This window comes from Pseudomonas sp. BN417 (genome assembly GCF_029871205.1).
Lineage (GTDB): Bacteria > Pseudomonadota > Gammaproteobacteria > Pseudomonadales > Pseudomonadaceae > Metapseudomonas.
Window position 1 is genome coordinate 21,510 of the sequence record NZ_SSOJ01000041.1, and the last position, 24,648, is coordinate 46,157.

Annotated in this window: 25 protein-coding genes and 2 pseudogenes; 18 read left to right on the forward strand and 9 right to left on the reverse strand. The window is 66.9% G+C overall.

From position 1 onward, the window contains the following. Window positions 1–62: 62 nt before the first annotated feature. The 7 genes from E8F11_RS03580 to E8F11_RS03610 all read left to right on the forward strand — a co-directional run bounded on the left by E8F11_RS03580 (window position 63) and on the right by E8F11_RS03610 (window position 6,774). Window positions 63–2,858, forward strand: coding sequence for a monovalent cation/H+ antiporter subunit A (locus E8F11_RS03580; RefSeq protein ID WP_280287430.1), 2,796 nt, complete (start codon window positions 63–65; stop codon window positions 2,856–2,858). Further along, window positions 2,858–3,193, forward strand: coding sequence for a Na+/H+ antiporter subunit C (locus E8F11_RS03585; protein WP_280287431.1), 336 nt, complete (start codon window positions 2,858–2,860; stop codon window positions 3,191–3,193). Before E8F11_RS03580 ends, E8F11_RS03585 begins: the two co-directional genes overlap by 1 nt. Beyond that, entirely contained in the window at window positions 3,190–4,689 is a 1,500-nt protein-coding gene (locus E8F11_RS03590) for a monovalent cation/H+ antiporter subunit D (protein ID WP_280287432.1), read from the forward strand. Before E8F11_RS03585 ends, E8F11_RS03590 begins: the two co-directional genes overlap by 4 nt. Further along, window positions 4,686–5,186: a Na+/H+ antiporter subunit E gene (locus tag E8F11_RS03595; RefSeq protein ID WP_280287433.1), complete on the forward strand. Its 501-nt coding sequence runs from the start codon at window positions 4,686–4,688 to the stop codon at window positions 5,184–5,186. Before E8F11_RS03590 ends, E8F11_RS03595 begins: the two co-directional genes overlap by 4 nt. Further along, window positions 5,171–5,440, forward strand: a complete 270-nt coding sequence (locus E8F11_RS03600; RefSeq protein ID WP_280287434.1) for a K+/H+ antiporter subunit F — start codon at window positions 5,171–5,173, stop codon at window positions 5,438–5,440. Before E8F11_RS03595 ends, E8F11_RS03600 begins: the two co-directional genes overlap by 16 nt. Next, entirely contained in the window at window positions 5,437–5,784 is a 348-nt protein-coding gene (locus E8F11_RS03605) for a Na+/H+ antiporter subunit G (protein ID WP_280287435.1), read from the forward strand. The genes E8F11_RS03600 and E8F11_RS03605 overlap by 4 nt, the downstream gene beginning before the upstream one ends. Before the next feature lie 84 nt (window positions 5,785–5,868). Beyond that, entirely contained in the window at window positions 5,869–6,774 is a 906-nt protein-coding gene (locus E8F11_RS03610; RefSeq protein WP_280287436.1) for a DMT family transporter, read from the forward strand. A gap of 2 nt (window positions 6,775–6,776) precedes the next feature. Here E8F11_RS03610 and gap read toward each other — a convergent pair whose 3' ends face one another. Together gap and E8F11_RS03620 are read right to left on the reverse strand one after the other, a co-directional pair. Next, the gene (gene gap / locus E8F11_RS03615) at window positions 6,777–7,775 is read right to left on the reverse strand and encodes a type I glyceraldehyde-3-phosphate dehydrogenase (RefSeq protein WP_280287437.1); all 999 of its coding nucleotides are present in this window, start codon (window positions 7,773–7,775) and stop codon (window positions 6,777–6,779) included. A gap of 97 nt (window positions 7,776–7,872) precedes the next feature. Continuing rightward, window positions 7,873–8,544 carry a hypothetical protein gene (locus tag E8F11_RS03620; RefSeq protein WP_280287438.1) on the reverse strand — a complete coding sequence of 224 codons (672 nt, stop codon included), beginning with the start codon at window positions 8,542–8,544 and terminating at the stop codon, window positions 7,873–7,875. Between the two features lie 69 nt (window positions 8,545–8,613). Between E8F11_RS03620 and E8F11_RS03625 the strand changes: the two genes are divergently transcribed. Then, window positions 8,614–9,009 (forward strand): DUF488 domain-containing protein, encoded by a 396-nt coding sequence (locus tag E8F11_RS03625; protein WP_280287439.1) that lies wholly within the window; start codon window positions 8,614–8,616, stop codon window positions 9,007–9,009. A gap of 15 nt (window positions 9,010–9,024) precedes the next feature. Here the strand turns inward: E8F11_RS03625 and E8F11_RS03630 are convergent, their stop codons facing one another. Then, on the reverse strand, window positions 9,025–9,624 hold the full coding sequence (locus E8F11_RS03630) for a short chain dehydrogenase (protein ID WP_280287440.1): 600 nt from the start codon (window positions 9,622–9,624) through the stop codon (window positions 9,025–9,027). A gap of 120 nt (window positions 9,625–9,744) precedes the next feature. On the opposite strand from E8F11_RS03630, the gene E8F11_RS03635 reads away from it, so the two are divergent. Next, a complete protein-coding gene (locus E8F11_RS03635; protein ID WP_280287441.1) occupies window positions 9,745–10,659 on the forward strand; it encodes a LysR family transcriptional regulator in 915 nt (304 codons plus the stop codon). 270 nt (window positions 10,660–10,929) lie between these two features. On the opposite strand, the gene E8F11_RS03640 is transcribed toward E8F11_RS03635, so the two are convergent. Continuing rightward, window positions 10,930–11,886 (reverse strand): LysR family transcriptional regulator, encoded by a 957-nt coding sequence (locus E8F11_RS03640; protein WP_280287442.1) that lies wholly within the window; start codon window positions 11,884–11,886, stop codon window positions 10,930–10,932. A 177-nt stretch (window positions 11,887–12,063) separates the two neighbouring features. Here E8F11_RS03640 and E8F11_RS03645 point away from each other — a divergent pair, with 177 nt between their 5' ends. The 5 genes from E8F11_RS03645 to E8F11_RS03665 all read left to right on the forward strand — a co-directional run bounded on the left by E8F11_RS03645 (window position 12,064) and on the right by E8F11_RS03665 (window position 17,356). Continuing rightward, window positions 12,064–13,572, forward strand: coding sequence for an efflux transporter outer membrane subunit (locus E8F11_RS03645; protein WP_280287443.1), 1,509 nt, complete (start codon window positions 12,064–12,066; stop codon window positions 13,570–13,572). Between the two features lie 9 nt (window positions 13,573–13,581). Continuing rightward, a complete protein-coding gene (locus tag E8F11_RS03650) occupies window positions 13,582–15,822 on the forward strand; it encodes an FUSC family protein (protein ID WP_280287444.1) in 2,241 nt (746 codons plus the stop codon). Continuing rightward, the gene (locus E8F11_RS03655; protein ID WP_120652388.1) at window positions 15,812–16,012 is read left to right on the forward strand and encodes a DUF1656 domain-containing protein; all 201 of its coding nucleotides are present in this window, start codon (window positions 15,812–15,814) and stop codon (window positions 16,010–16,012) included. The genes E8F11_RS03650 and E8F11_RS03655 overlap by 11 nt, the downstream gene beginning before the upstream one ends. Before the next feature lie 7 nt (window positions 16,013–16,019). Further along, window positions 16,020–16,931, forward strand: coding sequence for an HlyD family secretion protein (locus tag E8F11_RS03660; RefSeq protein ID WP_280287445.1), 912 nt, complete (start codon window positions 16,020–16,022; stop codon window positions 16,929–16,931). A gap of 179 nt (window positions 16,932–17,110) precedes the next feature. Then, window positions 17,111–17,356: a DUF2790 domain-containing protein gene (locus E8F11_RS03665; protein ID WP_280287446.1), complete on the forward strand. Its 246-nt coding sequence runs from the start codon at window positions 17,111–17,113 to the stop codon at window positions 17,354–17,356. A 232-nt stretch (window positions 17,357–17,588) separates the two neighbouring features. On the opposite strand, the pseudogene E8F11_RS03670 reads toward E8F11_RS03665, so the two are convergent. Then, window positions 17,589–17,810: pseudogene (locus tag E8F11_RS03670) on the reverse strand (LuxR C-terminal-related transcriptional regulator); the annotation flags it as partial. Here E8F11_RS03670 and E8F11_RS03675 point away from each other — a divergent pair. The 4 genes and pseudogenes from E8F11_RS03675 to E8F11_RS03690 form a co-directional block, all read left to right on the forward strand. Next, window positions 17,796–18,061, forward strand: a pseudogene (locus E8F11_RS03675) (amino acid permease); the annotation flags it as partial. The pseudogenes E8F11_RS03670 and E8F11_RS03675 sit on opposite strands and share 15 nt — an antisense overlap. A gap of 107 nt (window positions 18,062–18,168) precedes the next feature. Further along, a complete protein-coding gene (gene hpaR / locus E8F11_RS03680; protein ID WP_280287447.1) occupies window positions 18,169–18,591 on the forward strand; it encodes a homoprotocatechuate degradation operon regulator HpaR in 423 nt (140 codons plus the stop codon). 281 nt (window positions 18,592–18,872) lie between these two features. Further along, complete coding sequence (locus tag E8F11_RS03685; RefSeq protein WP_280287448.1) at window positions 18,873–20,042, forward strand: p-hydroxyphenylacetate 3-hydroxylase oxygenase component; 1,170 nt, start codon at window positions 18,873–18,875, stop codon at window positions 20,040–20,042. A 97-nt stretch (window positions 20,043–20,139) separates the two neighbouring features. After that, the gene (locus tag E8F11_RS03690; protein WP_280287449.1) at window positions 20,140–21,078 is read left to right on the forward strand and encodes a p-hydroxyphenylacetate 3-hydroxylase reductase component; all 939 of its coding nucleotides are present in this window, start codon (window positions 20,140–20,142) and stop codon (window positions 21,076–21,078) included. Window positions 21,079–21,533: 455 nt separating this feature from the next. On the opposite strand, the gene hpaI is transcribed toward E8F11_RS03690, so the two are convergent. The 4 genes from hpaI to hpaD form a co-directional block, all read right to left on the reverse strand. Beyond that, window positions 21,534–22,337 (reverse strand): 4-hydroxy-2-oxoheptanedioate aldolase, encoded by an 804-nt coding sequence (gene hpaI / locus E8F11_RS03695; RefSeq protein WP_280287450.1) that lies wholly within the window; start codon window positions 22,335–22,337, stop codon window positions 21,534–21,536. A gap of 103 nt (window positions 22,338–22,440) precedes the next feature. After that, window positions 22,441–23,244, reverse strand: a complete 804-nt coding sequence (gene hpaH / locus E8F11_RS03700) for a 2-oxo-hept-4-ene-1,7-dioate hydratase (RefSeq protein ID WP_280287451.1) — start codon at window positions 23,242–23,244, stop codon at window positions 22,441–22,443. A 7-nt stretch (window positions 23,245–23,251) separates the two neighbouring features. Then, a complete protein-coding gene (locus tag E8F11_RS03705; RefSeq protein ID WP_280287453.1) occupies window positions 23,252–23,662 on the reverse strand; it encodes a 5-carboxymethyl-2-hydroxymuconate isomerase in 411 nt (136 codons plus the stop codon). An 11-nt stretch (window positions 23,663–23,673) separates the two neighbouring features. Then, complete coding sequence (gene hpaD, locus E8F11_RS03710) at window positions 23,674–24,597, reverse strand: 3,4-dihydroxyphenylacetate 2,3-dioxygenase (protein ID WP_280287454.1); 924 nt, start codon at window positions 24,595–24,597, stop codon at window positions 23,674–23,676. Between the last annotated feature and the right edge of the window lie 51 nt (window positions 24,598–24,648).

The following is a 24,648-nucleotide window of genomic DNA, read 5'->3' on the forward strand; positions in this document are numbered from 1 at the left end:
GTTTTTTCGCCTGCCATTTCCAACCTTTGACGTGAGATGGCGCTGACCTAGGGGAGTTATGGATGATATTGGCGCTGATTGTCGCGCTGCCTTTTCTCGGGGCTCTTCTTCCACCACTGGCCGAGCGCCATGGCCGTTCCTTCTGCACGGGCGTCACCGCCCTGGTTCCGCTGAGCGGCCTGATCCTGCTGCTGTTCCAGGCCGATAGTGTCTTCGCCGGCAACACATTGAAGCTGGTCCTGCCCTGGCTGCCCGGTTTCGGCCTCAGTTTCAGCCTGCGCCTCGATGGCCTGGGCTTCCTCTTCGCCTTGCTGATCCTCGGCATCGGCCTGTTGGTCATCCTCTACGCCCGCTACTACCTGTCGAAAGAGGAGCCCATGGGGCGCTTCTTCGCCTTCCTGCTGCTGTTCATGGGCGCCATGCTCGGGGTGGTGCTGTCCGAGAACCTGCTGCTGATGCTGGTGTTCTGGGAACTGACCAGCCTGTCGTCCTTCCTCCTGATCGGCTTCTGGGGCCATCGCTCCGATGCGCGCAAGGGCGCGCGCATGGCTCTTGCGGTCACCGGCGGAGGTGGCCTGGCGCTGCTGGCCGGGGTGCTGCTGGTGGGGCAGATGGCCGGCAGCTTCGAATTGACCCAGGTCCTCGCGGCGGGCGAGCAGATCCGCACCCACCACCTCTACCCCTTGGCCCTGGTCCTGGTGCTGCTGGGCGCCTTCACCAAGTCCGCGCAGTTCCCTTTCCACTTCTGGCTGCCCCACGCCATGGCGGCGCCCACCCCGGTATCCGCCTACCTGCACTCCGCCACCATGGTGAAGGCGGGTGTGTTCCTCCTGGCGCGCCTCTATCCGGCGCTATCCGGCTCCGACCTCTGGTTCTACCTGGTCAGCCTGAGCGGCCTGGCGACGCTGGTGATAGGCGCGGCTATGGCGCTGTTCCAGCACGACCTGAAAGGCCTGCTGGCCTACTCGACCATCAGCCACCTGGGCCTGATCACCCTGCTGTTCGGCCTGGATTCGCAGCTTTCCAACGTCGCGGCGGTGTTTCACATCATCAACCACGCCACCTTCAAGGCCTCGCTGTTCATGGCCGCCGGGATCATCGACCACGAGACCGGCAGCCGCGACATGCGGTTGATCAACGGGATGTGGAAGTACCTGCCGCACACCGCGGTCCTCGCCATGGTGGCGTCGCTGGCGATGGCCGGGGTGCCGTTGCTCAACGGTTTCCTGAGCAAGGAGATGTTCTTCGGCGAGACCCTGCAGCAGGACCTCCTGGGCAGCTTCAGCTGGTTGGTGCCGGCGGCCGCGACCCTGGCCGGGGTGTTCTCGGTGGCCTACTCGCTGCGCTTCGTCCACGACGTCTTCTTCAACGGCGAGCCGGTGTCCCTGCCCAAGTTCCCGCCCCACGAGCCGCCGCGCTACATGAAGGTTCCGGTGGAGATCCTGGTATTCCTCTGCCTGCTGGTCGGCATGCTGCCGGGGTATACGGTGGCGCCCCTGCTGGCCGCGGCTGCCGCCGCGAGCCTCGGCGGTGAACTGCCGGAGTACAGCCTGGCGATCTGGCACGGCTTCAACCTGCCGCTGGCCATGAGCGTGGTGGCGTTGATCGGCGGTGTGCTCGTCTACGTCCTGCGCAAGCCGCTGTTCCGCTGGTACGCCGGCCTGCCCGACACCGATGCCAAGGAGGTCTTCGAGCAGCAGGTGCAACGCGTCACGGCCATGGCCCGCTGGCTCACCGGGCATCTGGAGAATGGCTCGCTGCAGCGCTACCTGGCCTGGCTGCTGGGCAGCGCCCTGGTCCTGATGGCTGTCTCCCTGGCGCCGCTGCCGCAGATCGCCGGCTCGCGTCCCCTGACACCGCTGGATGGCATAACCGCCCTCGGCCTCGTGGTGCTGTCCCTCTCCGGCGTGCTGACGGCGATCTTTCATCGCCAGCGCCTGATATCCCTGATGATCCTCGGCGTTGCCGGCCTGCTGGTGGCCCTGGCCTTCGCCCGCTTCTCGGCACCCGACCTGGCCCTGACCCAACTGGTGGTGGAAGTGGTGACCCTGGTGCTGCTGATCCTGGCGCTCTACTACCTGCCGTCCCGCACACCGGGGGAAAGCTCCAGCCTGCGCGGCTTGCGCGACCTCGTCCTGGCCTGTGGCGTGGGGGTGATGGTGGCCCTGCTGGCCTACGCCGTGCTGACCCGCCCCTACGCGGGCATCGCCGAATTCTTCCTTGCCAACAGCCTTTCCGGTGGCGGCGGCAGCAACGTGGTGAACGTGATACTGGTCGACTTCCGCGGCTTCGACACCCTGGGCGAGATCACCGTCCTGGCCATCGCTGCCGTTGGGATCTTCGCCATGCTTTCCGGCTTCCGCCTGAGCAACCCCACCTGCGATCCCCAGGGCCGCAACTGGGCCAATGCGAAACACCCGCTGGTCCTGGAGACCCTGTCGCGCCTGCTGTTGCCGCTGGCGTTGCTGATCTCGGTGTTCATCTTCCTGCGCGGGCACAACCTGCCGGGCGGCGGCTTCATCGCCGGGCTGATCACCTCCGTGGCGCTGGTGCTGCAGTACATCGCCAGCGGCATCGGCTGGGTCGAGCAGCGCATGCCGCTGAACTACCAGCGCATGGCCGGTACCGGGGTGCTGATCGCCGGTCTCACCGGCCTTGGCAGCTGGTTCTTCGGGCACAGTTTCCTCACCACTGCCTTCGGCCATTTCGAATTGCCGCTGGTGGGCGAATTCGAGCTGGCCACCGCCATGCTGTTCGATCTCGGCGTCTATCTCACCGTGGTCGGCTCCGCCCTGCTGGTGCTGGTCAATCTGGGGCGGGTGAGCCTGGCCCCCGCCGCGATCAAGGAGGTTCATTGATGGAAGCGCTGTTCGCCGTGACCCTGGGCCTGCTCACCGCCTGCGGCGTCTACCTGCTGCTGCGCGGGCGGACCTTCCCGGTGGTGCTGGGGCTGACCTTGCTGTCCTATGCCGTCAACCTGTTCCTGTTCGCCATGGGTCGTCTAAGCGGCGAGGCGGCGGTGCTGGGGCGTGATGTCCAGTACGCCGACCCGGTGCCCCAGGCGCTGGTGCTGACTGCCATCGTCATCGGCTTCGCCATGACGGCCTTCGTCGTGGTGCTGGCCCTGCGCGGCGTCGGCGACCTGGGCAACGACCATGTGGACGGGCGCCCCAACGGGGAGTCGTCGCCATGAATCACCTGCAGATCCTGCCCATCCTGATTCCGCTGTTCGCCGGCGGCCTGCTGCTGGTGCTGCCGTCCAACGAGCGCCTGAAGCGCAGCCTGTCGGTGCTCGCCACCCTGGCCCTGGTGCCGCTGGCCCTGCTGCTGATGCAGCAGGCCGACGACGGCCAGCTGCGGGTCTACGCCCTGGGTGGCTGGCAGCCGCCTTTCGGCATCGTGCTGATGCTGGACCGCCTGGCCGCGCTGATGCTGCTGGCCACCGCCGTGCTGGCCAGCGCCGCAGTGCTCTACGCCGTGCGTGGCGACGACCGCGCCGGGCTGCGTTTCCATGCGCTGTTCCAGTTCCAGCTGTTGGGGATCAACGGCGCCTTCCTCACCGGCGACCTGTTCAACCTCTTCGTCTTCTTCGAGATCCTGCTGATCGCCTCCTATGCGTTGCTGCTGCACGGCGGCGGCGCGGAGCGGGTGAGGGCGGGCCTGCACTACGTGATCCTCAACCTCGCCGGCTCGGCGCTGTTCCTGATCGCGGTCGGCACCCTCTATGGCATCACCGGTACCCTGAACATGGCCGACATGGCCCGCCAGGTGGCCGCCGCCGGACCGGACCAGGCGCCGGTGCTGGCCGCCGCCGGGCTGCTCCTGCTCCTGGTGTTCGCGCTCAAGGCGGCACTGCTGCCGCTGTACTTCTGGCTGCCGCGCGCCTACGCCGCCGCCAGCGCACCGGTGGCGGCGCTCTTCGCGATCATGACCAAGGTGGGCATCTACTCGATCCTGCGGGTCTACAGCCTGGTCTTCGGCCCCGAGGCCGGCGAGCTGGCCAACCTGGCCCAGGCGTGGCTCTGGCCCCTGGCCCTGGCCACCGTGATCGTCGGCGCCCTCGGCGCCCTGGCCGCTAGCACCCTGCAGGGCCTGCTGGCCTACCTGGTGGTGGTGTCGGCCGGTACCCTGCTGGCGGCCATCGCCCTGGGCACGCCCGAGGCCCAGGGCGCGGCGCTCTTCTATCTGTTGCACAGCACCTGGGTGGCCGGCGCGCTGTTCCTGCTCGCCGACCTGGTCAGCCGCCAGCGCGGCGACAAGGGTTGCAACCTGGTGCAGGGTCCGGCCCTGCAGAATCCGCACATCCTCGGCGCCGCCTTCTTCTTCGGCGCCATCGCGGTCGCCGGCCTGCCGCCGTTGTCGGGCTTCTTCGCCAAGGTCCTGCTGCTACAGGCGGTGCCGCCGGGCGGTGGGGCACTGCCGCTGTGGAGCGTGCTGTTGCTGGGGGGCTTCATCAGCCTGGTCGCCCTGAGCCGCGCCGGCAGCACCCTGTTCTGGCGCACCGGCAACACCATGCTCGGCAGCGCCGAGCTGGATGGTGGCCGGCTCTTCGCCACGCTGCTGCTGCTGGCCGGCAGCATCGCCCTGGTGGCCTTCGCCCAGCCGCTGCTGGACTACGCCCGGGCCAGCGCCGCGCAGTTGCATGACCTGAACCTGTACCGCGGCATTCTCGGGGAGGCCGGAGCATGATGCGTCGACTCTTTCCCCATCCCGCCGAAAGCCTGCTGCTGCTGCTGGTCTGGCTGCTGCTGGTGGATTCGTTCGCCTTCGGCCACTGGCTGCTGGGCGGCTTCCTCGGCTGGGCGATTCCCTTCTGCTTCAAGCCGCTGCTGATCGAGCGGCCCAAGCGCTGGCACGCCCTGAAGCTGTTTCGCTTCCTGCTGATGGTGATAGGCGATGTGCTGGTGGCCAACTTCCATGTGGCGCGGCTGACCCTGGGCCGGGTCGAGGCGCTGCGCCCGGCCTTCATCGAGGTGCCCATCGAGCTGGACAACGAGTTGGCCATCAGCGTGCTGGTGAGCGTGGTGTCGCTGACGCCGGGTTCGCTCGCCGCCGACCTCAGCGCCGACCGCCGGACCCTGCTGGTGCATGGCCTGGACGTGCCGGACAAGGCCGCCATGGTGGCCGAGATCAAGACGCGCTACGAGGCGCCGCTGAAGGAGATATTCCCATGCTCGCCTACGTGATCCCGCTGTGCCTGGCCATGCTCGGCCTGGCGTTGCTGCTGGCCCTGGCCCGGCTGATCAAGGGGCCCTGCCTGCCGGATCGCGTGCTGGCGCTGGACACCCTCTACGTCAACGCCATTGCGATGCTGATGCTCTATGGCATCTGGAAGGGCAGCGAGCTGTTCTTCGAAGTGGCGTTGCTCATCGCCGTGCTGGGCTTCGTCAGCACGGTGGCAGTGGCCAAATACATGCTGCGCGGAGACATCATCGAATGATCGGCGAACCCCTGGCCCTCTGGGTGGAAATACTCGTCTCGCTGCTGTTGATCCTCGGCAGCCTCTTTGTGCTGATCGGCGCCCTCGGGCTGTATCGCCTGCCAGATTTTTTCATGCGCCTGCACGGCCCGACCAAGGCCACCACCCTGGGGGTCGGCGGCGTAGTGGTGGCTTCGCTGGTGTTCTTCTCGGCCGGCCGTGACGGCCTCAGCCTGCACGAACTGCTGATCAGCCTGTTCCTCTTCATCAGTGCGCCGGTCAGCGCCTACATGCTGGCCAAGGCCGCGGTCCTGCAGCAATTGCCCCTGGACCAGAAGACCCGCGGCAAGCCCTGGGACCAGTGAGCGCTACAGTTTTTCCAGCTCGTTGTGCCTGTCTGGGGCGGGGAGCGCCCGCCTAGACTGGCGTTTTTCCACAGGAGGTGATCCATGGCGCAGCAAGGTCGACTGGTGGCGGTGGCCTGCCTGGTACTGGCCATGGCGCTCTGGGGCAGCTCCTTCATCGCCCTCAAGCTGGCCTTTCGCGAGGTCGCGCCGCATTGGGTGATCTTCGCCCGGATGGCCCTCGGCAGCCTGGTCTTCCTGCTCGCCTGGCGCTGGCGCGGCAATCTCGACTACCGCCCTGGCGACTGGAAGTACCTGCTGGGCCTGGCCGCCTGCGAGCCTTGCCTCTACTTCATCTTCGAAGCCCTGGCGCTGCAGCACACCAGTGCGTCCCAGGCCGGCATGATCACCGCGCTCCTGCCGCTGCTGGTGGCGGTAGGCGCCTTCGCCCTGCTGCACGAACGCATTACCCGCAGCACCCTGGCCGGCTTCCTCCTGGCAGTGTTCGGCGCCGTCTGGTTGAGCCTGGCCGGCGAATCCGACGCCCATGGGCCGCAGCCGCTGCTGGGCAACTTCTACGAATTCGTCGCCATGCTCTGCGCCACCGGCTACACCCTGCTGCTCAAGCACCTGTCGGCGCGCTACTCGGCGTTCTTCCTCACCGCCATGCAGGCCTTCATCGGCAGCCTGTTCTTCCTGCCACTGGCCTGGGTCACCTCACCGCTGCCGGGGTCGGTCAGCGTCCTGGGCGTAGGCGCCTTGCTCTACCTGGGCACAGTGGTCACGGTGGGCGCCTACGGCCTCTACAACTTCGGCGTGTCGCGCCTGCCGGCCAGCCAGGCCACCGGTTTCATCAACCTGATCCCGGTGTTCACCCTGGTCTTCGCCTGGTATTTCCTCGGCGAGCGGCTGACGGGCATGCAACTGCTGGCGGCGGGCCTGGTGTTCGCCGGCGTGGCATTGAGCCAGTGGCGCAGCACCGCGCCGGCACCGGCAGGCGTTCTGGACTAGCCCTAGGGCGTCAGCCAGGCCAGCAGCACGTCCAGCATGCGGTTGGCGAAGGCCCACTCGTTGTCGTACCAGGCCAGCACCTTCACCAGCTCTCCCTGTACCCGGGTGTGGTTGAGGTCCACCACACAGGAAATGGGGTAGCCGTTGAAGTCACTGGACACCAGGGGCAGCGAGTTGCATTCCATCACCCCCGGCGGCAGGTCGCGGGCGCCGGCCGCCAGGGCGTTGTTGATGGCCTCGCGGCTGGCTGGGCGCTCGGCGATGAAGCTGAGGTCCAGCAAGGACACGTTGGGCGTCGGCACCCGTACCGCCAGGCCATCCAGGCGCCCGGCCAGTTCCGGCAACACCAGGCCGATGGCCTTGGCCGCGCCAGTGCTGGTGGGGATCATCGAGAGCGCTGCGGCGCGGGACCGATAGAGGTCGCCGTGGCTCTTGTCCAGGAGGTTCTGGTCGTTGGTGTAGGCGTGCACCGTGGTTACCAGGCCGCTGCGGATGCCCACTTCACGGTGCAGCAGCATGGCCAGGGGCGCCAGGCAGTTGGTGGTGCAGGAGGCGTTGGAGACGATCTGCTGGCTGCCCAGCAGCTCATGGTTGACGCCGTAGACCACCGTCAGGTCGGCGCTATCGAGCGGGTGTGATAACAGCACGCGCGGCGCGCCGGCGGTGAGGTGCTGTTCCACCTGAGCGCGTTTCTTCATCTTGCCCGAGCATTCCAGCACCAGGTCCACACCCAACTGCTGCCAGGGCAGGTTGACCGGATCGCGCTCGCGCAGCAGGCGGATGGTCTGGCCGTTCACCTGCAGGTGGTCGTCGTGCAGGGCGACGTGGCCGGGAAAGCGGCCGAAGGTGGAGTCGAAGCGGGTGAGGTGGGCCAGCGACTCGAAGTCGCCGAGGTCGTTGATGGCTTCGATGCGCAGGCGCTGGTCGAGACCTCTCTCGAACAGCGCACGAACCACAGCGCGACCGATGCGCCCGTATCCATTCAGGGCGATTCGCAGCATGGCATTCTCCTTCCGGTTGTCCTTCGTTCAGCTTAGCGACGAAGGGCCCGAAGGGTGTCCGTTGTTGCCGGGGGAATGCTTGGCAGAGACCGTGGGATCAGTCGTCGCGGGCGCCGCCGAAGGAGGCGCAGCCCCTTTGCGGCTTGCCGTCCAGACGCAGTTCGGCGGTCAGGTGCTGGACCGCGCCACTCATGCTGTCGACGCAGCGCTGGGGTGCCACCCAGAGTTCCAGGCGCTGGCCGTTGGCTTCGCTGGACAGGTTGAAGCGCCCATCAGGCAGTTGTTCCTCCATGTAGGGCAGGGGCAGGGAGGGCTGGCCGGGCCGGTCGAGCACCAGGCCCTTGCCGCTGACGTTGATGCTCCAGTCCGGCTCGTGGCCGCCGGCACGCAGCAGCAGGCGCTTGAAGTTGGGGTCCTCGCAGCCGTGGCCTTCACGTTGCAGGCGATAGAGCGTCTGCAGGTTCAGCTGGCCGTCGGCGCCCTGCACGCCGCTCGGGCCCATGCTGGCGCGGACATCGGCGAACAGCGTGCCGGGGCCGTCCGCCGAGAGGTTCGCGGCCTCGGGCAGCAGGCCGGTAGCGCCGCTGTCCACCAGGGCGAAGCGGCGTTGCTCGCCGCAGGGGCGGAACATCACCTGGCCAGCGTCTACGCTCAGCTCACCCTGCAGACGCACCAGGTTGGCGGCAGGGGCGGGGGCCTTTTCGGCGAACATCTGGCAGGCGCCGAACAGGGGCAAGAGGCTGAACAGCAGGGGGCGGGCGAAACGCATCGGGGGTCTCCTTCAGGGAGCGGCCAAGTTACCGGTGCGGGGCGCCCAGCTCAAGGGTGGAGAGGGCGGATGATCCAGTACAAGCGCGTCTACGAGCCTGTGGATAAGCAAGACGGCCAGCGCGTGCTGGTGGATCGCCTCTGGCCGCGGGGTTGCCGCAAGGATGCCCTGGGGCTGGCGGCCTGGCTGCGCGAGGTGGCGCCCTCCGATGGCCTGCGCAAGCAGTTCTGCCACGACCCGGCGCTGTTCGACGAATTCCGCCTGCTCTACCGCGCCGAGCTGGCGGCCCATCCCGAGCACTGGCAGGGACTGCTGGAGATGGCGCGCAAAGGCCACCTCACGCTGCTCTATGCGGCACGCGACGAAGCGCACAACAACGCCCGGGTACTGGCCGAGTTCCTCGAGGAGGAACTGGAACGCGGCGGCCCGCCCAGCTCGCCGGTGTGTTACGCCGGCGAGCTCTAGCTGGCCTGTGGGCTGTCACCAGACCCGATAGACCTGTCCGGTCTGTGCACCTTCGGCGCTCTTGGCGTAGGCGAGGGCAGCCAGTGCGGCGGGCACTGCCTTGTAGCCACGGAAGTAGGGGGCGTAGGCGGGCAGGGCTTCCTCGATCACAGTGGGGCTGACGCTGTTGATGCGGATCCCGCGTGGCAGTTCGATGGCGGCGCTGCGCACGAAGGCGTCGATGGCGCCGTTGACCAGGCTGGCCGAGGCGCCGTAGCGGATCGGGTCATCGCTGAGCACGCCGGAGGTCAGGGTGAAGGACGCGCCATCGTTGGCGAACTCGCGGCCGATCAGCACCAGGTTGACCTGGCCCATCAGCTTGTCCTTCAGGCCGATGGCGAACTCGGCCTCGCTCATCTCGGCCAGGGCGCCGAAATGCACCTTGCCTACCGCGCTGATCAGGGCATCGAAGGGGCCGGCCTGCTCGAACATCTGGCGGATCGACGCCGGGTCGGTGATGTTCACCCGCAGGTCGCCGCTGCTGTGGCCGACGCGGACGATCTCGTGGCGCTCCTTCAATTCGTTGTCGATGGCTCTGCCGATGGTGCCGCTGGCACCGACGAGGATGATTCTCATGGGGTGGCTCCTGGGTTGTTGTAGGACTTCTCGCTCAGTGTAGAGTGGCCTCTGTGATCGATAATCCATGCAATTGGAAATCTTTGATTTTCAATTGGAAACAATCGAGTGGTATCCGCCATGAGCGATATGGAAGACCTGGCAGCCTTCGCGGTGCTGCTGGAGAGCGGCAGCTTTACCCGCGCCGCCGAGCGTCTGGGCTGCAGCAAGGGCCAGCTGTCCAAGCGCATCCGTCAGTTGGAGCAAGGGCTGGGCGCGGCGCTGCTGCACCGCACCACCCGACGTCTGGGCCTGACCGCTGCCGGGGCGGCGCTATTGCCTGAAGCCCAGGCCCTGGCCGCCCAGGCCGAGCGGGCGCGGCAGTCGGTGCGGCGCCTGCAGGAGGAACTGGCCGGCTGCGTACGGCTGACGGTGCCGGTGTCCCTGGGCGAGACCTTCTTCGATGCCTTGCTGCTGGATTTCACCCGCCAGCACGCGCAGATTCGCATCGAACTGGACCTGCACAACGGCTATCGCGACCTGGTGGCCGAAGGCTTCGACCTGGCCATCCGTTCCGGCATGGACATCGACGAGCGCCTGGTGGCCCGGCCGCTGTTCTCCCTGCAGGAAATCACCTGCGCCACGCCGGCCTACCTGGCGGCCCACGGCGAGCCCACGCAGCCGGCGGACCTGGCCCGTCACCAGTGCCTGCTGAACACCCACTACAGCGGCTTCGAGGAATGGCTCTACCACCGCCAGCATCACGTGGAGCGGGTCCAGGTGGCGGGGGCGCTGGCCAGCAACCACTACAGCCTGTTGAAGAAGGCGGTGCTGACCGGCGCCGGCATAGCGCGGCTGCCGTCCTACATGATCTACGACGAACTGGCCGATGGTCGGCTGGTGTGGTTGCTGCGGGACTACCAGACGCGGCAGACGCCGGTGTTCCTGGTGCACCCCTGGCAGGCCGGCCTGCCCCGGCGCACCCAGGTGCTGGCGGACTACCTGCTGGGTTGGTTCGAGCGCAGTCGGAAGATGCTGGACAAGGCGGGGGAATGAAACGCAGGGGCTTTGCTATTCCTGTGGGGGCGAATTCATTCGCCAAGCAGTCAGCAGCCTGGATGAAATCCAGGAAAATCCCACCGCCGCTCCCGGATTGCATCCGGGTTACGACTTGCTAGCCAAGGTGGGGGAACAGGGCGCGCTTTGCTTTTCCTGTGGGGGCGAATTCATTCGCTAAGGGCAGCGCAGCTACCCCTTTGGAATCTTGCAGGGCAGCCCTTCGGTCTGCATAGCGAATGAATTCGCCCCCACAAGGCCTGTCATCAGTCAGCTCCGGGGAATGCCCAACCTCAGGCTGTATTCGACCACGGCCTTCTCGTCGGCCGCGACGCGCTCCGGCAGGAATTCGCGGAGGAACTCCACCCAGGTGCGGATCTTCGCATCGAGGAACTGCCGTGACGGGTAGAGCGCGTAGATGCCCAGGGGGAACAGGCTGTAATGGGGCAGCACGCGCACCAGGCTGCCGTCCTTGAGGCCGCTGATGGCCGAGTACACCGGCAGCACGCCGACGCCGATGCCGGCCTTGATGGCCTCGGTCATGGCGTCGGCGGTGTTCACCTGGAAGGGCGTCTGGTTGACACTGACCATCTCCTGGCCGTCCGGGCCTTCGAACAGCCACTTGTCCAGCGACATCACATTGTTCACCAGGCGCAGGCAGCGGTGCTTCGAGAGCTCCGAGGGCAGGCGCGGCGCGCCGTGCTTCTCGATATAGCCGGGGGAGGCGCAGAGCACGCTGTAGGTGGTGCCCAGCTGCTTGGAAATGAAGCCCGAGTCCGGCAGCTCCTGGGCGATGACCACGGAGATGTCGTAACCCTCGTCGAGTATGTCGGTGGTGCGGTTGGCCAAGGTCAGGTCGAAGCTCACGTCCGGGTACTTCTCGCTGTACTGGGCGATGGCCTTGATCAGGTAGTGCTGGCCGATGCCGGTCATGGCGTGGACCTTGAGGTTGCCCACCGGGCGCGCGTGGGCCTCGCTGGCCTCGGCTTCGGCCTCCTCGATGTAGCCGAGGATCTGCTCGCAGCGCAGCAGGTAGCGCTGGCCGGCTTCGGTCAGGGCGATGCGGCGGGTGGTGCGGTGCAGCAGGCGGGTACGCAGGTGGGTTTCGAGGGTGGCCACCGCGCGGGAGATGTACGAGGTGGTGAGGTCCATGCGCTGGGCGGCGGCGGTGAAGCTGCCAGTCTCCGCCACGCAGACGAAGGCGCGCATGTTGAAGAGGATGTCCATGGAGGGTCCTGGCCCGGGAGGGATGCGAATTTTGTCACGAAGTGTGTCCGGGATTATGGCTGATTCAGTACACAATGCTTCATCTATCCGTCGCCTTATCCTCGCTCCCGCCCGGCCCTAGAATCGCCGCCGTTCCAGGCCTCGTTCCTGGTTTTCCAGCCCGCAGGATATGCCGCAGTGCACCGCAATCCTTGGCCCGGCGTCGCCCGCGCCAGTCTGTTCGCCGTTGTTTCGCTCCTCTCCGCCTGTATCGACAGCCAGGGCATCGCGCCACAGGCCAATCGCCTGGACGCCGCCCAGCTTGACCCCGGCTTGGCCATCCGCCGCGCCGAGCACGATGCCGCCTGGCCCAGCGCCCAGTGGTGGCGCGCCTATGGCGACCCGCAGCTGGACGCCTGGATGGATCAGGCCCTGGCCGGCAGCCCCAGCCTGGCCATGGCCGCCGCGCGGGTGCGCCAGGCCCGCGCCCTGGCCGGGGTGGTCGAGTCCGCCGAGCAGCCCCAGGTCAACCTGGACGCCAGCCTGCAGCACAAGCGCTGGCCGGACGACTTCTTCTACGGCCCCGGCGACCTGGCCCGCACCACCACCTGGAACAACACCAGCCTGCTCGGCTTCAGCTATGACCTCGACCTCTGGGGCCGCGAGCGCAGCCGCAGCCACCAGGCCCTGGACCAGACCCAGGTGGCCGTGGCCGAGGCGCGCATGGCGGCGCTGGAGTTGCAGGGCAACCTGGTGCGCAACTACATCCGCCTGGCGCTGCTGCATGCCGAGCGCGATGTCGCTCAGGCCAACCTTGCACAACAGGAACAAATCCTGCGCCTGGCCGAGCGGCGCCTGCGGGATGGCATAGGCACCCGCCTGGAGGTCAGCCGCGCCGAAGCGCCGCTGCCGGAAACCCATCGCCAGCTGGATGCCCTGGGCGAGTCCATCGCCCTGGTGCGCAACCAACTGGCGGCACTGGCCGGCAAGGGGCCGGGGGAGGGCGAACGCCTGCAACGGCCCACGCTCGCCCTGCAGAATCTCCCCGGCCTGCCGGCGCATCTACCGCTGGAACTGCTCGGCCGCCGCCCGGACCTGGTGGCCAGCCGCTGGCAGGTCGCCGCTCAGGCTCGCGGAATCGAAGTCGCCAAGGCCGGCTTCTACCCGAACATCAACCTGCTCGGCGGCCTGGGTTCCAACGCCACCCAGGGCGGCATGCTGGATTTCCTCCGCTACGACAAGCTCACCTACGGCCTGGGTCCCGCCCTCAGCCTGCCGGTGTTCGATGGCGGACTGCGGCGTGGCGAACTGGGTGCGGCCGCCGCCGGCTATGACCTGGCGGTGGAGCAGTACAACCAGACCCTGGTTGGCGCCTTGCAACAGGTGGCCGATGCCCTGGTGCGCATCAAGTCCTTGCGCCAGCAGCAGGAGCTGGCTGCCGAGGCAGTGGCAGCGGCGCAGAAGACCTGCGACCTCGCGCTGCTGGCCCAGCAGCGCGGGCTCACCGATTTCGATGCGGTGCTGGAAACCCAGCCCACCCTGTTCCAGCGCCAGCTCCAACAGCAGCAAGTGCGCGCGGCGCTGCTCGGCGCCCAGGCCGAGCTGTTGCTGGCCCTCGGCGGTGGCGTGCTGCCTGAGCCCGCCGGCCCGGCCGATACGAGCCTGGCCCCGCAGGAACCGCGCCTGCGCTTTCTCCCCAAGCCCTGAGGAATCTCCATGGTGCACACCTTCAACCGCGCGCTGGCCGAGTGGGCGCGCAGTGACGGCCTGACCTGGGCCTTCATCTTCAAGGCCCTGCTCACCGCCTTCCTCGCCCTCTGGCTGGCCTACCGCCTGGAACTGCCGCAGCCGGGTACCGTACTGGTGACGGTGTTCATCGTCATGCAGCCGCAGAGCGGCCAGGTCCTGGCCAAGAGCTTCTACCGCATCGTAGGCACCCTGCTGGGGCTGACGGTGATGGTGGCGCTGATCGCCCTGTTCAACCAGGAACGGGTGCTGTTCATGCTCTGCCTGGCCATCTGGATCGGCCTGTGCACCGCCGGTGCCGCACGCTATCGCGACTTTCGCGGCTACGCCTGCGTGCTGGCCGGCTACACGGCGGTGATGATCGGCCTGCCGGCCACCAGTCACCCCGACGACGCCTTCATGCTCGCCCTCTGGCGGGTACTGGAGATCACCCTGGGGATTCTCTGCACCGGCCTGGTCAACGGCCTGATCCTGCCGCAGAGCACCAGCACCGACCTGCGCAATACCCTGCACGGGCGCTTCCGCGACTTCGCCGCCTTCGCCTGCGAGGGCCTGGCCGGCAGCCTCGACACCGCCCGCTTCGATGCCCACAACGCGCGCTTCGCCGCCGCCGCGGTGAGTCTCGAGAACATGCGCAGCGCCACCGCCTTCGAAGATCCGCACATGCGCATGCGCAGTGGCCGGCTGGCGCGGTTGAACAACGAGTTCATGGTGCTTTCCACCCGCTTTCATGGCCTGCACCAGTTGCTCCGGCGCCTGGCCAATGAGTCGCCCGGCGCGCCGACCCCACCTGTAGGAGCGAGCTCTGCTCGCGAAAGCTCGCTCGCCAGCAGAGCTGGCTCCTACGGTGGTGGCGTGGTGCTGGAGGCGCTGCAGCCTTGTCTCGCGGAAGTCTCCGGCCTGCTGGCGCCACTGCGCGACCGCCTCAGCAGCGAGGCCGACGCGGCACAACTGGCTACACGCCTGGAGGCCTGCAAGCAGGAGCTGATGGAGCTGATCCGTGCCGGCCGCGCGCGACTGGCCATGCAGCAGCCCAGTGAGGCGCAGGGCCTGGACTTCGATACCGCCGCCGAGCTGCTCTATCGCTTCGCCGACGACCTGCACAACTACGCCCAGACCCATGCCTCGCTGCTGGACGACCACCATGCCCGCGAGCAGTGGAAGGAAAGCTTCCGGCCCCGCGCCAACGCCGTGGCCGCCGCGGTGGCAGGGCTGCGCAGCAGCCTGCTGATCCTCCTGCTCAGCCTGTTCTGGATGGCCACCGCCTGGCCCAGCGGCGGCACCTTCGCCATGACCGTGGGCATGGTGTCGGCCCTGGCGTCGTCGTCCTCCAACCCCAGGCGTCTGTCGTTGCAACTCACCCTGGGTGCCTTCGGCGGCGCCTGCCTCGGCATCCTGATGACCTTCTGGGTATTGCCCGAACTGGATGGTTTTGCGCTGCTTTGCTGTGCCCTGGCGCCGGTGGTCGCCCTCGGCGCCTACATGCTCTCGCGGCCGCAACTGGCCGGTGCCGGGCTGGGCCTGCTGGTGTGGTTCAGCATGACCTCCATGCCGGCCAACCAGACCCTGTTCGACCCCCATCGGGTGCTCAACGAATACCTGGCCTCGGTGCTCTCCATGGCCATCGCCACCGCCGCGGCCGCCGTGCTGTTGCCGCCCAACCGCCCCTGGCTCTGGCGGCGCCTGGAACGCGATCTGCGCATGTGCGTGGTGAACGCCGTGAGCGGGCGGATGAAGGGCCTGGTATCCGGCTTCGAAAGCGGCACCCGCGACCTGCTGAACCAGGCCTACCTGTATTCCGCCGGGCGTCCCGACGTGCAGCGCCAGCTGCTGCGCTGGATGTTCCTGGTGCAGGAGGTCGGCCATGCGGTGATCGAGTTGCGCCTGGAGCAGGCGCGCCTGCCGGCGCTGTCCTGCTACGCCGAGTCCATGCCCTGGCGCAACGCCATCCGCGCCATGGGCCGGGCCCTGATACGGCTGTTCATCCAGCCGTCCGAGGCCAACCGCCAGCGCGCACTGGCCGCCGTGGAGCAGGCCATCGACAGCGTACGGACCACCGCCGAGCCCTGTGCGCCACAGTTCGAGACTTCGCCCCTGCGTCGTCTGCAGAGCTACCTGCATTTCATCCGCACCTCGCTGCTCGATCCGCAGACGCCGCTGGCCGTCGCTGACGAACCGGCCCCTGCGCAAGGATTCGCCCATGCCACGTGAGATCGCCCTGCACGGTGTCTATCTGCCGAGCCTGACCCTGCTGTTCCTGGTCGCCTTCCTGCTGGGCTGGGCGCTGGACCGGCTGTTCGCCTGGTGCGGCCTTTACCGCCACGCCTGGCACCCGGCGCTGCTGCGCGTCGGTCTGTTCACCTGCCTGTATGGCGCCCTGGCGCTGACCATCTACCGTTGAGGCCCCCATGTCCCTGAAACGAATCCTCAGTGTCGGCGTGACCCTGTTCATCCTCGCCCTGGCGGTACTGCTGGTGCGCGCCCTCTGGCTGCACTACATGGACTCCCCCTGGACCCGCGACGGCCGGGTGCGCGCCGACGTGATCAACATCGCTCCGGATGTGGCCGGACTGGTGGTGGAGGTGCCGGCGCAGGATAACCAGAAGGTCGAGGCCGGCGACCTGCTGTTGCGCATCGATCCATCCCACTACGAGGTGGCGGTGAAGCAGGCCGAGGCCCTGGTAGCGGCACGCAAGGCGGCGCTGGAAATGCGCAAGGTCAATGCCGACCGCCGCGCCGACATGGACGACTTGGTAGTCTCCCGCGAGAGCCGCGAGGACGCCGGCCACCTGGCCGCCGCCGCCCTGGCCGAATACCAGGAGGCCCAGGCCGCATTGGATGCGGCCAGGCTCAACCTGGCGCGTACCGAAGTGCGCGCGCCGGTGGCCGGGCATATCACCAACCTCAACGTCTACAAGGGCGATTACGCCGCCAGGGGCGAAGCCAGCATGGCCCTGGTGGACGACCGCTCCTTCTACGTCAACGGCTATTTCGAGGAGACCCGCCTGCCGCACATCAAGGTTGGCGATCACGCCGAGCTGCGGCTGATGAGTGGTGAGCGCCTGCGCGGCCGGGTGGACAGCATCGCGCGCGGCATCTATGACCGCGACAACCCGGAAAGCCGCGAGCTGATCGCCGATGTGAACCCCACCTTCAACTGGGTGCGCCTGGCGCAGCGGGTGCCGGTGCGCATCCACCTGGACGAGGTACCCGAAGGCGTACTGCTGGCCGCCGGCATGACCTGCACCGTGGTGATAGGGGAAGAGGGCGCGGAACCGGAAACTTCCGGCTTTCTCAACGGATTGTTGTTTGCCCAGTAAATAGTCCTTGTGGTGTTTGGCGCTGTTTAGAAAATTGCCCGCTCAATAAAATAGTCCCGCCTCCCACGACGAGGCGACGCTGCCGTAAAACTTCACCGACAGGTGTTGCGCTGTACCTTCGGCCAGTTCGTGGAGAGCTGGCCGAAGTTTCAACTTAAAAGCACTCGGGAATACATCCAATGAAAGCTTTTGCCTTGCTGGCGCTGACCGGCATGTCGTCCTTCGCCCTGGCTGCGGAGCCGGCGGAAACTGCCGTCGAGCAGTACCACTACGGCATGGAGCTGGATATCGCCAGGGTCATTTCCCGCAGCGAAATCCCCGATGTTTGCGGAATAGTCCCCGCCTATATGACGTACGAAGATCACCAGGGAAAAGTTCATCGCCTGGAATATATGGTGTTCGGCCAGGGTTGCAGTAACGGTTGATTCTGCGGTTGTAATTCTTTTGACGGAATGCCCGGCTGTTGAAAGTCGGGCGTTGTCGTTTCTGGGGGGATGGATTTATCGCGGTATTGTTCAGGTGGCGGAGCGTTGGGCAAGACCTTGTGGGGGCGAATTCATTCGCGAAGCAGGCCGAAGGCCTGCCCTTCGATCTCCAAGGGGGCAGCTACGCCGCCCTTGGCGAATGAATTCGCCCCCACAGAAAAGCCAATCCCCGTCACCCCTCCTGCGCCTTCAGGACCAGCCCGAACAGCTCCGACTGCGACTTGATCCCCTGCTTGCTGTAGATGTGCTTGCAGTGGACCTTCACCGTCTCCGCGGAGATTTCCAGCTTGCGGGCGATCTCCTTGCTGGAGCAGCCGCTCAGCATCAGCCGGCCCACCTCCAGTTCGCGGGCGGTGAGGGCGGTTTCCACCTTCTGCCCGGCGCCTTCCTGGCCTTCACCCTGGTGAACCTCTCGGTGATCTTCCACTACTGGCTGAACGGCGAACGCCGCGGCCCGCGCGAGCTGGTGCGTTTCTGTTGTTCCCGCTGGTGGGGATGGTGGCGACCCTCTGGCTGATGGCCAGCCTGGACCACCTGGCGATCATCCTCGGCCTGTCCTGGCTGGCGCTGGGGGTGATCTACCTTGGCTGGCTGACCGGCGGCTTCCGCCGCCAACCGCCGGAGCTGAGTTTCGAAGAGGCTTGATGCACCGGGGCGGGCGCCATGCGCTCGTCCCTTCCTCTTCTCGCGGCTGCTGCATTCCGTTGATTTTTCGTTAAAATCTTCACGATGTTCCCCGGACCCAAGCCGCCATGCCCATTCCAAGACCCTCGCTGACCCTCACCCTCCTGCAAGCCCGCGAAGCGGCCATGAGCTTCTTCCGCCCCTTGCTGAACCAGCACGACCTGACCGAACAGCAGTGGCGGGTGATCCGCCTGCTGCGCCAGCACGGCGAGCTGGAGAGCTACCAGCTCGCCGACCTCGCCTGCATCCTCAAGCCGAGCATGACCGGCGTACTGGCACGCCTGGAGCGCGACGGCATGGTCGTTCGCCGCAAGGCGCCGCAGGACCAGCGCCGCGTGCTGGTGAACCTGACCGAAAAGGGCCAGCAATGCTTCGTCTCCATGAGCGAAGGCATGGAGAGCAACTACCAGAAGATCCAGGAGCAGTTCGGCGAGGAGAAGCTCAAGCAGCTCTTCGAACTGCTCAACGAGCTGAAGCAGATCAAGCCCTGAGAGGCTCCCGTAGGATGGGTGGAGCGGAGCGATACCCATCACTCGACCCTGATGGGTATCGCCGAGCTCGCGGAACGCCGCCCGACCCATCCTACATATTGGTTCTGCGCTCCATGAAAAGTGCAATCTAGACTCCGTAACGTCCATTCTTGGGGCTCGGCACCCCATCCCATAATCGCCCTGCACCCACTTGGGTTACCGCCTTCGGCAGCGGCCTGATCCGGCTATCAGGACCGCTTCGACCCGACGGCGCCACCTCTAACAATAAGCAGGGCTCCGACATGAAAAAGCCAAACCCTCTTCTCGATGACCTGCAGGCCATCCTGCCTGCCATCGCCGCCAATGCCGCGAAGGCCGAGCAGCTGCGCCAGGTCCCGGATGAGAACATCGCCATGCTCAAGGGCATCGGCCTGCACCGTGCGCTGCAGCCGAAGAAGTACGGCGGCATGGAGATCTCGCTGCCGGAGTTCGCCGACTGCGTCGTCGCCCTGGCCGGCGCCTGCGCCAGCACGGCCTGGGCCTTCAGCCTGCTGTGCACCCACAGCCACCAGTTGGCGATGTTCTCCGCGCAGTTGCAGGAAGAGGTCTGGGGCGAGAACTCCGACGCCACCGCCAGCAGCTCCATCGCACCGTTCGGCAAGGTGGAGGAGGTGGAAGGCGGCGTGCGCTTCAATGGCGAGATGGGCTGGAGCAGCGGCAGCGACCATGCCGAGTGGGCCATAGTCGGCTGCCGCCGGAAGAACGCCGAAGGCGAGCTCATCTACTGCTTCGCCGTACTGCCGCGCAGCGACTACGAGATCCGCGACGACTGGTTCGCCGCCGGCATGAAGGGCAGCGGCACCAAGACCCTGGTCATCAAGGATGCCTTCGTGCCGAACCACCGCATCCAGGCGGCCAAGGACATGATGGAAGGCAAGTCCGCCGGCTTCGGCCTGTACCCGGACAGCAAGATCTTCTACTCCCCCTATCGGCCGTACTTCGCCAGCGGTTTCGCGGCCATCAGCCTGGGCATCGCCGAGCGCATGCTCGAAGCCTTCAGGGAGAAGACCAGGAACCGCGTGCGCGCCTACACCGGCGTCAGCGTCGGCACCGCCACCCCGGCGCTGATGCGCCTGGCCGAGTCCACCCACCAGGTGGCCGCCGCCCGCGCCTTCCTGGAGAGGACCTGGCAGGACCACGCCGAGCACGGCGAACGCCACCAGTACCCGAGCCGCGAGACCCTGGCCTTCTGGCGCACCAACCAGGCCTATGCCGTGAAAATGTGCATCCAGGCGGTGGACCGCCTGTTCGAGGCCGCCGGCGGCACCGCCTGGTTCGAGAACAACGAGATGCAGCGACTGTTCCGCGACTCGCACATGACCGGCGCCCATGCCTACACCGACTACGACGTCTGCGCGCAGATACTTGGGCGCGAGCTGATGGGGCTCGAGCCCGATCCCAGCATGGTGTGATGCCTGCAACCCTCACCTGCGTGCCGGGCGGCGCTGATCCGCCCGCCGACGAACAATCGCGCGGCCATCCCATGAGGCGGCCGCCAGGAGCTGCGTCATGTCCTCCCAAGAAAGCGTTTTCGATTCCCGTGCCTTCCGCCGCGCCCTGGGCAACTTCGCCACCGGGGTCACCATAGTCACCGCCACCGCGCCCGACGGCACCCGCGCCGGTGTCACCGCCAACAGCTTCAACTCGGTCTCCCTGGAACCGCCGCTGGTCCTCTGGAGCATCGACAAGCGCTCCAGCAGCCTGGCTGTGTTCCAGCAGGCCAGCCATTTCGCTGTGAACATCCTGGCCGCCGACCAGATCGACCTGTCCAACCAGTTCGCCCGTCCGCGCGACGACAAGTTCGAGGGCGTGGCTTTCGACAGCGGCATCGGCGGCGCGCCGCTATTCCCCGACTGCGCGGCGCGCTTCCAGTGCGAGCTGCACCAGCAGGTGGATGGCGGCGACCACGTCATCCTCATCGGCAAGGTGCTGGCTTTCGACGATCTCGGCCGCTCGCCGCTGCTTTACCACCAGGGCGCCTATTCCATGGTCCTGCCGCATACCCGCATGACGCAGAAGAGTGAAGGCCAACCGGCTTCCAGCGCCTTCCAGGGGCGTCTGTCGCACAACCTCTACTACCTGATGACCCAGGCGGTGCGCGGCTACCAGGCCGATTACCAGCCGAAGCAGCTCTCCACCGGCCTGCGCACCAGCGAGGCGCGCATGCTGATGGTGCTGGAGAACGACGCCGGCCTCGACCTCTGCGACCTGCAACGGGAAGTGGCGATGCCCCGGCGCGAGATTGAGGAGGCGGTGGCCATCCTCAAGCGCAAGGGAATGGTGGCCGATGCCGGTGAGCGTTACCTGCTGACCCCGGCTGGCGTGGAGCAGGCCGAGGCGCTCTGGCGCATCGCTCGCGAGCAACAGGACAAGGTGTTCGCACAGTTCAGCGAGGAGCAGGTGGAGACTTTCAAGACGATGCTCAAGGCGGTGATTGCGCTGGGGTGATCGGTGTTGCCGCAATGAATGGCGCCCCCTGTGGGCGCCATTTTCGTTTCGGGGAAGGGGTGGGGATAACTTGTGGGAGCGAATTTATTCGCGATCTGTGTTCAGTCAAGGCACCGAGCGGACGGATACAACCCTCACCCCCGGCCCCTCTCCCGGAGGGAGAGGGGGGACTCGCGGCGGCGGCGAAGTGCCAAATCCCACCTGCTGCACGGCCAGCCCCCTCACCCTTTGGGAGAGGGTTGGGGTGAGGGGGCTTCGCGATCGCTCGATGCCAAGAAAGTCCCGTAGGTTGGGCTGAGCTATGCGAAGCCCAACAGGCGGAGTCGATGCCGGAATCGTTGGGCTTCGCTGCGCTCTGCCCAACCTACAAGAGCCCCTCTCCCGGTCGCTCGATGCCGGCGGGACGGCACAAAAAAGCCGGCTACCCGAGCCGGCTTCCTTCACTCGCGGGGTAATCAATACACCCCACCACCTCCACTCACCGGCGCCTGCGTCTCCTTGAACGCCCCCGCCAGGCTCTGCAGTCCGCGCATCAGCACCGTGGTATCCACCCCCACTGCGACGAAGGCGGCGCCCAGTTCGATGTAGCGGCGTGCCAGGGCCTGGTCGGCGGAGAGGATGCCGGCGGCCTTGCCCGCATGGCGGATGCGCAGGATGGCATCCTCAATGGCCGCCTGGACCTCGGGATGGCCGGGGTTACCGCGATGGCCCATGGCGGCGGACAGGTCGGCGGGGCCGATGAACACGCCGTCCACGCCGTCGACGGCAGCGATCACATCCAGGTTGGCCAGGCCGTCGAGGTTCTCGATCTGCACCAGCAGGCACATCTGCTCGTCGGCGTTGTCCAGGTAGCCGGGGATGCTGTTCCAGCGCGAGGCGCGGGCCAGGGCGCTGCCGACGCCACGGATGCCGAAGGGCGGGTAGCGCATGGCGCGCACCAGTTCGGCGGCCTGTTCGGCGGATTCCACCATGGGCACCAGCAGAGTCTGGGCGCCGATATCCAGCAACTGCTTGATCAGCACCGCGTCGCCGATCGGCGGGCGAATGATCGGCTGGGCGGGGTAGGGCGCGATGGCCTGGAGCTGGGCGAGCAGGCTGCGCAGGTCGTTGGGCGCGTGCTCGCCGTCCAGCAGCAGCCAGTCGAAGCCGGCGTTGGCCGCCAGCTCGGCACAGTAGGCGTCGGCTAGGCCGAGCCAGAGGCCGATCTGCGGCTGGCCGGAATGCAGGCGGGCCTTGAAGGTATTGATAGGCATGTCCACAGGAGGACTCCTTGAGGGCTCCGGATGTAGGAGCCAGCTCGCTGGCGAAGAGCTTCGCGAGCAAGCTCGCTCCTACAAGGGCTGGGTGAAGTTCGAATGCGGCTCAGACGAAGCGGCAGGCGATGGAGCCGAGCTGGTCGTAGTCGACGTGGAAGGTGTCGCCGGGGGCGGCCGCCACCGGACGGGTGAAGGAGCCGCCGAGGATGATCTGCCCGGCTTCCAGGGTGACGTCGTAGGGCGCCAGCTTGTTGGCCAGCCAGGCCACGCCTTTGGCCGGGTGGTTGAGCACCGCGGCGGAGACGCCGGATTCCTCGATCACGCCATTGCGGTAGAGGATCGCCGGCACCCGGCGCAGGTCGATCTCGGTGGGGCGCACGGCGCGGCCGCCCATCACCACACCGGCGTTGGCGGCGTTGTCGGAGATGGTGTCGAAGACCTTGCGGGTCACCTTGGTGTCCGGGTCCACTTGCTGGATGCGCGCGTCGATGATCTCCAGGGCCGGGATCACCCAGTCGGTGGCGTCCAGCACGTCGAAGACCGTGCAGTTTGGCCCGCGCAGGGGCTTGCCGAGGATAAAGGCCAGTTCCACTTCCACGCGCGGGACGATGAAGCGCTCGAAGGGGATGTCGCTGCCTTCGTCGAACAGCATGTCGTCCAGCAGCGCGCCGTAGTCCGGCTCCGTGATGTTGGATGACACCTGCATGGCGCGGGAGGTGAGGCCGATCTTGTGGCCCACCAGCCTGCGGCCGCCCTTGATCTTCTGCTGCACCCAGGCGCGCTGGATGGCGTAGGCGTCATCGATGCTGATGGACGGGTAGTCCAGGGAGAACTGGCGCACCTGTTCGCGGGAACGCTCGGCGGCGTCGAGGCGGGCGGCGGCTTGCTGGATGATGCTGGCGTCGAGCATGGAAACCTCAGGAACTCTTGGTGAACAGGGGGTGCAGGCTGCTGTGCTTGGCATCAAAGACCTGGCCGGGGCTTTCGTCGATCTGCAGGGTGATGCCGATCGGGCGTTGCTCCAGCAGGCCGTCGAGGTGGTGGCGCAGCACTGCCAGCAGGCTGTCGCCCACCTGCTTGTGCACCACCGGGCTGCGCCCGGCGCCCATGCGCAGGTTGGCGTAGAGGAAGCCGTAGTCGCCCTGGCCGTCGGCCACGGCGACATGGGCGGCCGGGTAGGCCAGCACGCGGGTGCCGCCGGTGGGGAACACCTGGCGGCCGGTTTCGTCGCGCTGCTCGAGCATGCAGTCGGCGAGGGCGCGGCAGAGGCCGCCGATATCCGCCTCGCGTTCCAGGTCAGGTGTGTAGAGCAGGACCAGATGAGGCATGGCGGCGCTCCTTAGAGGCGGCTGGTGGAGCCGACGCCGGCCGGGCTGGAGGCCTGGGCGGCGGGGATGGCGGAGCCGTCCTGCGGGGTGACCGGGAATACCGCGTTGATCTGGCCGGTGCCGGAGGAGCCGAAGTAGGGGGTGATCACTTCCGCCTTGCCGTCGTACTTCGACCAGCCCAGGGCGCCCAGCAGCATCGCGGTGTCGTGCATGAAGCCTTCGCCGTGACCCTTGACCGCGTACTCCGGGAGCATGGTGCAGAAGTCGTCCCACTCGCCGTCTTCCCACATCTGCACGACGCGGTGGTCGAGGATTTCCAGGAAGGGGCTCCAGACCTTGGTCGCGAATTCCGGTGCCTGGCCGTTCTGGGCGAAACGGTGAGACAGGGATCCGCTGGCGAGGAAGGCGACGTTGCCGTCGTAGTGTTCTTCCACCGCCTTGCGCATGGCCCAGCCGAGGCGGGCGCTGTCGTTGAGGTAGTGGGACGTGCACAGCGCCGAGACCGAGATCACCTTGAAGTGCTGGTCGGCGTTCATGTAGCGCATCGGTACCAGGGTGCCGTACTCCGGTGCCAGGGTCGTGGCGTCGTGGGCCATGGTCTCCACGCCGAAGCGGTTGCATTCCTCGGCCAGCAGGCGACCCAGTTCGGGGTTGCCGGGGAACTCGTACTCCATGTTGCTGATGAAGTGCGGCAGCTCGTTGCTGGTGTACAGGCCCTGGAAGTGCGGGCCGCAGTTGACGTGGTAGTTGGCGTTGACCAGCCAGTGGGTGTCGAACACGACGATGGTGTCGACGTTCAGCTCGCGGCAGCGGCGGCCGATCTCGATGTGCCCGTCGATGGCCGGCTTGCGGAAGCCCTGGCGCGGGCCGGGCAGCTCGGACAGGTACATGGACGGGACGTGGGTGATCTTGGCAGCCAGAGCAAGTGTGCCCATGACGGTTCTCCTAGCGGCGGGCGCCCTCTCTCAAGGGGCGTCCTGGTTGTT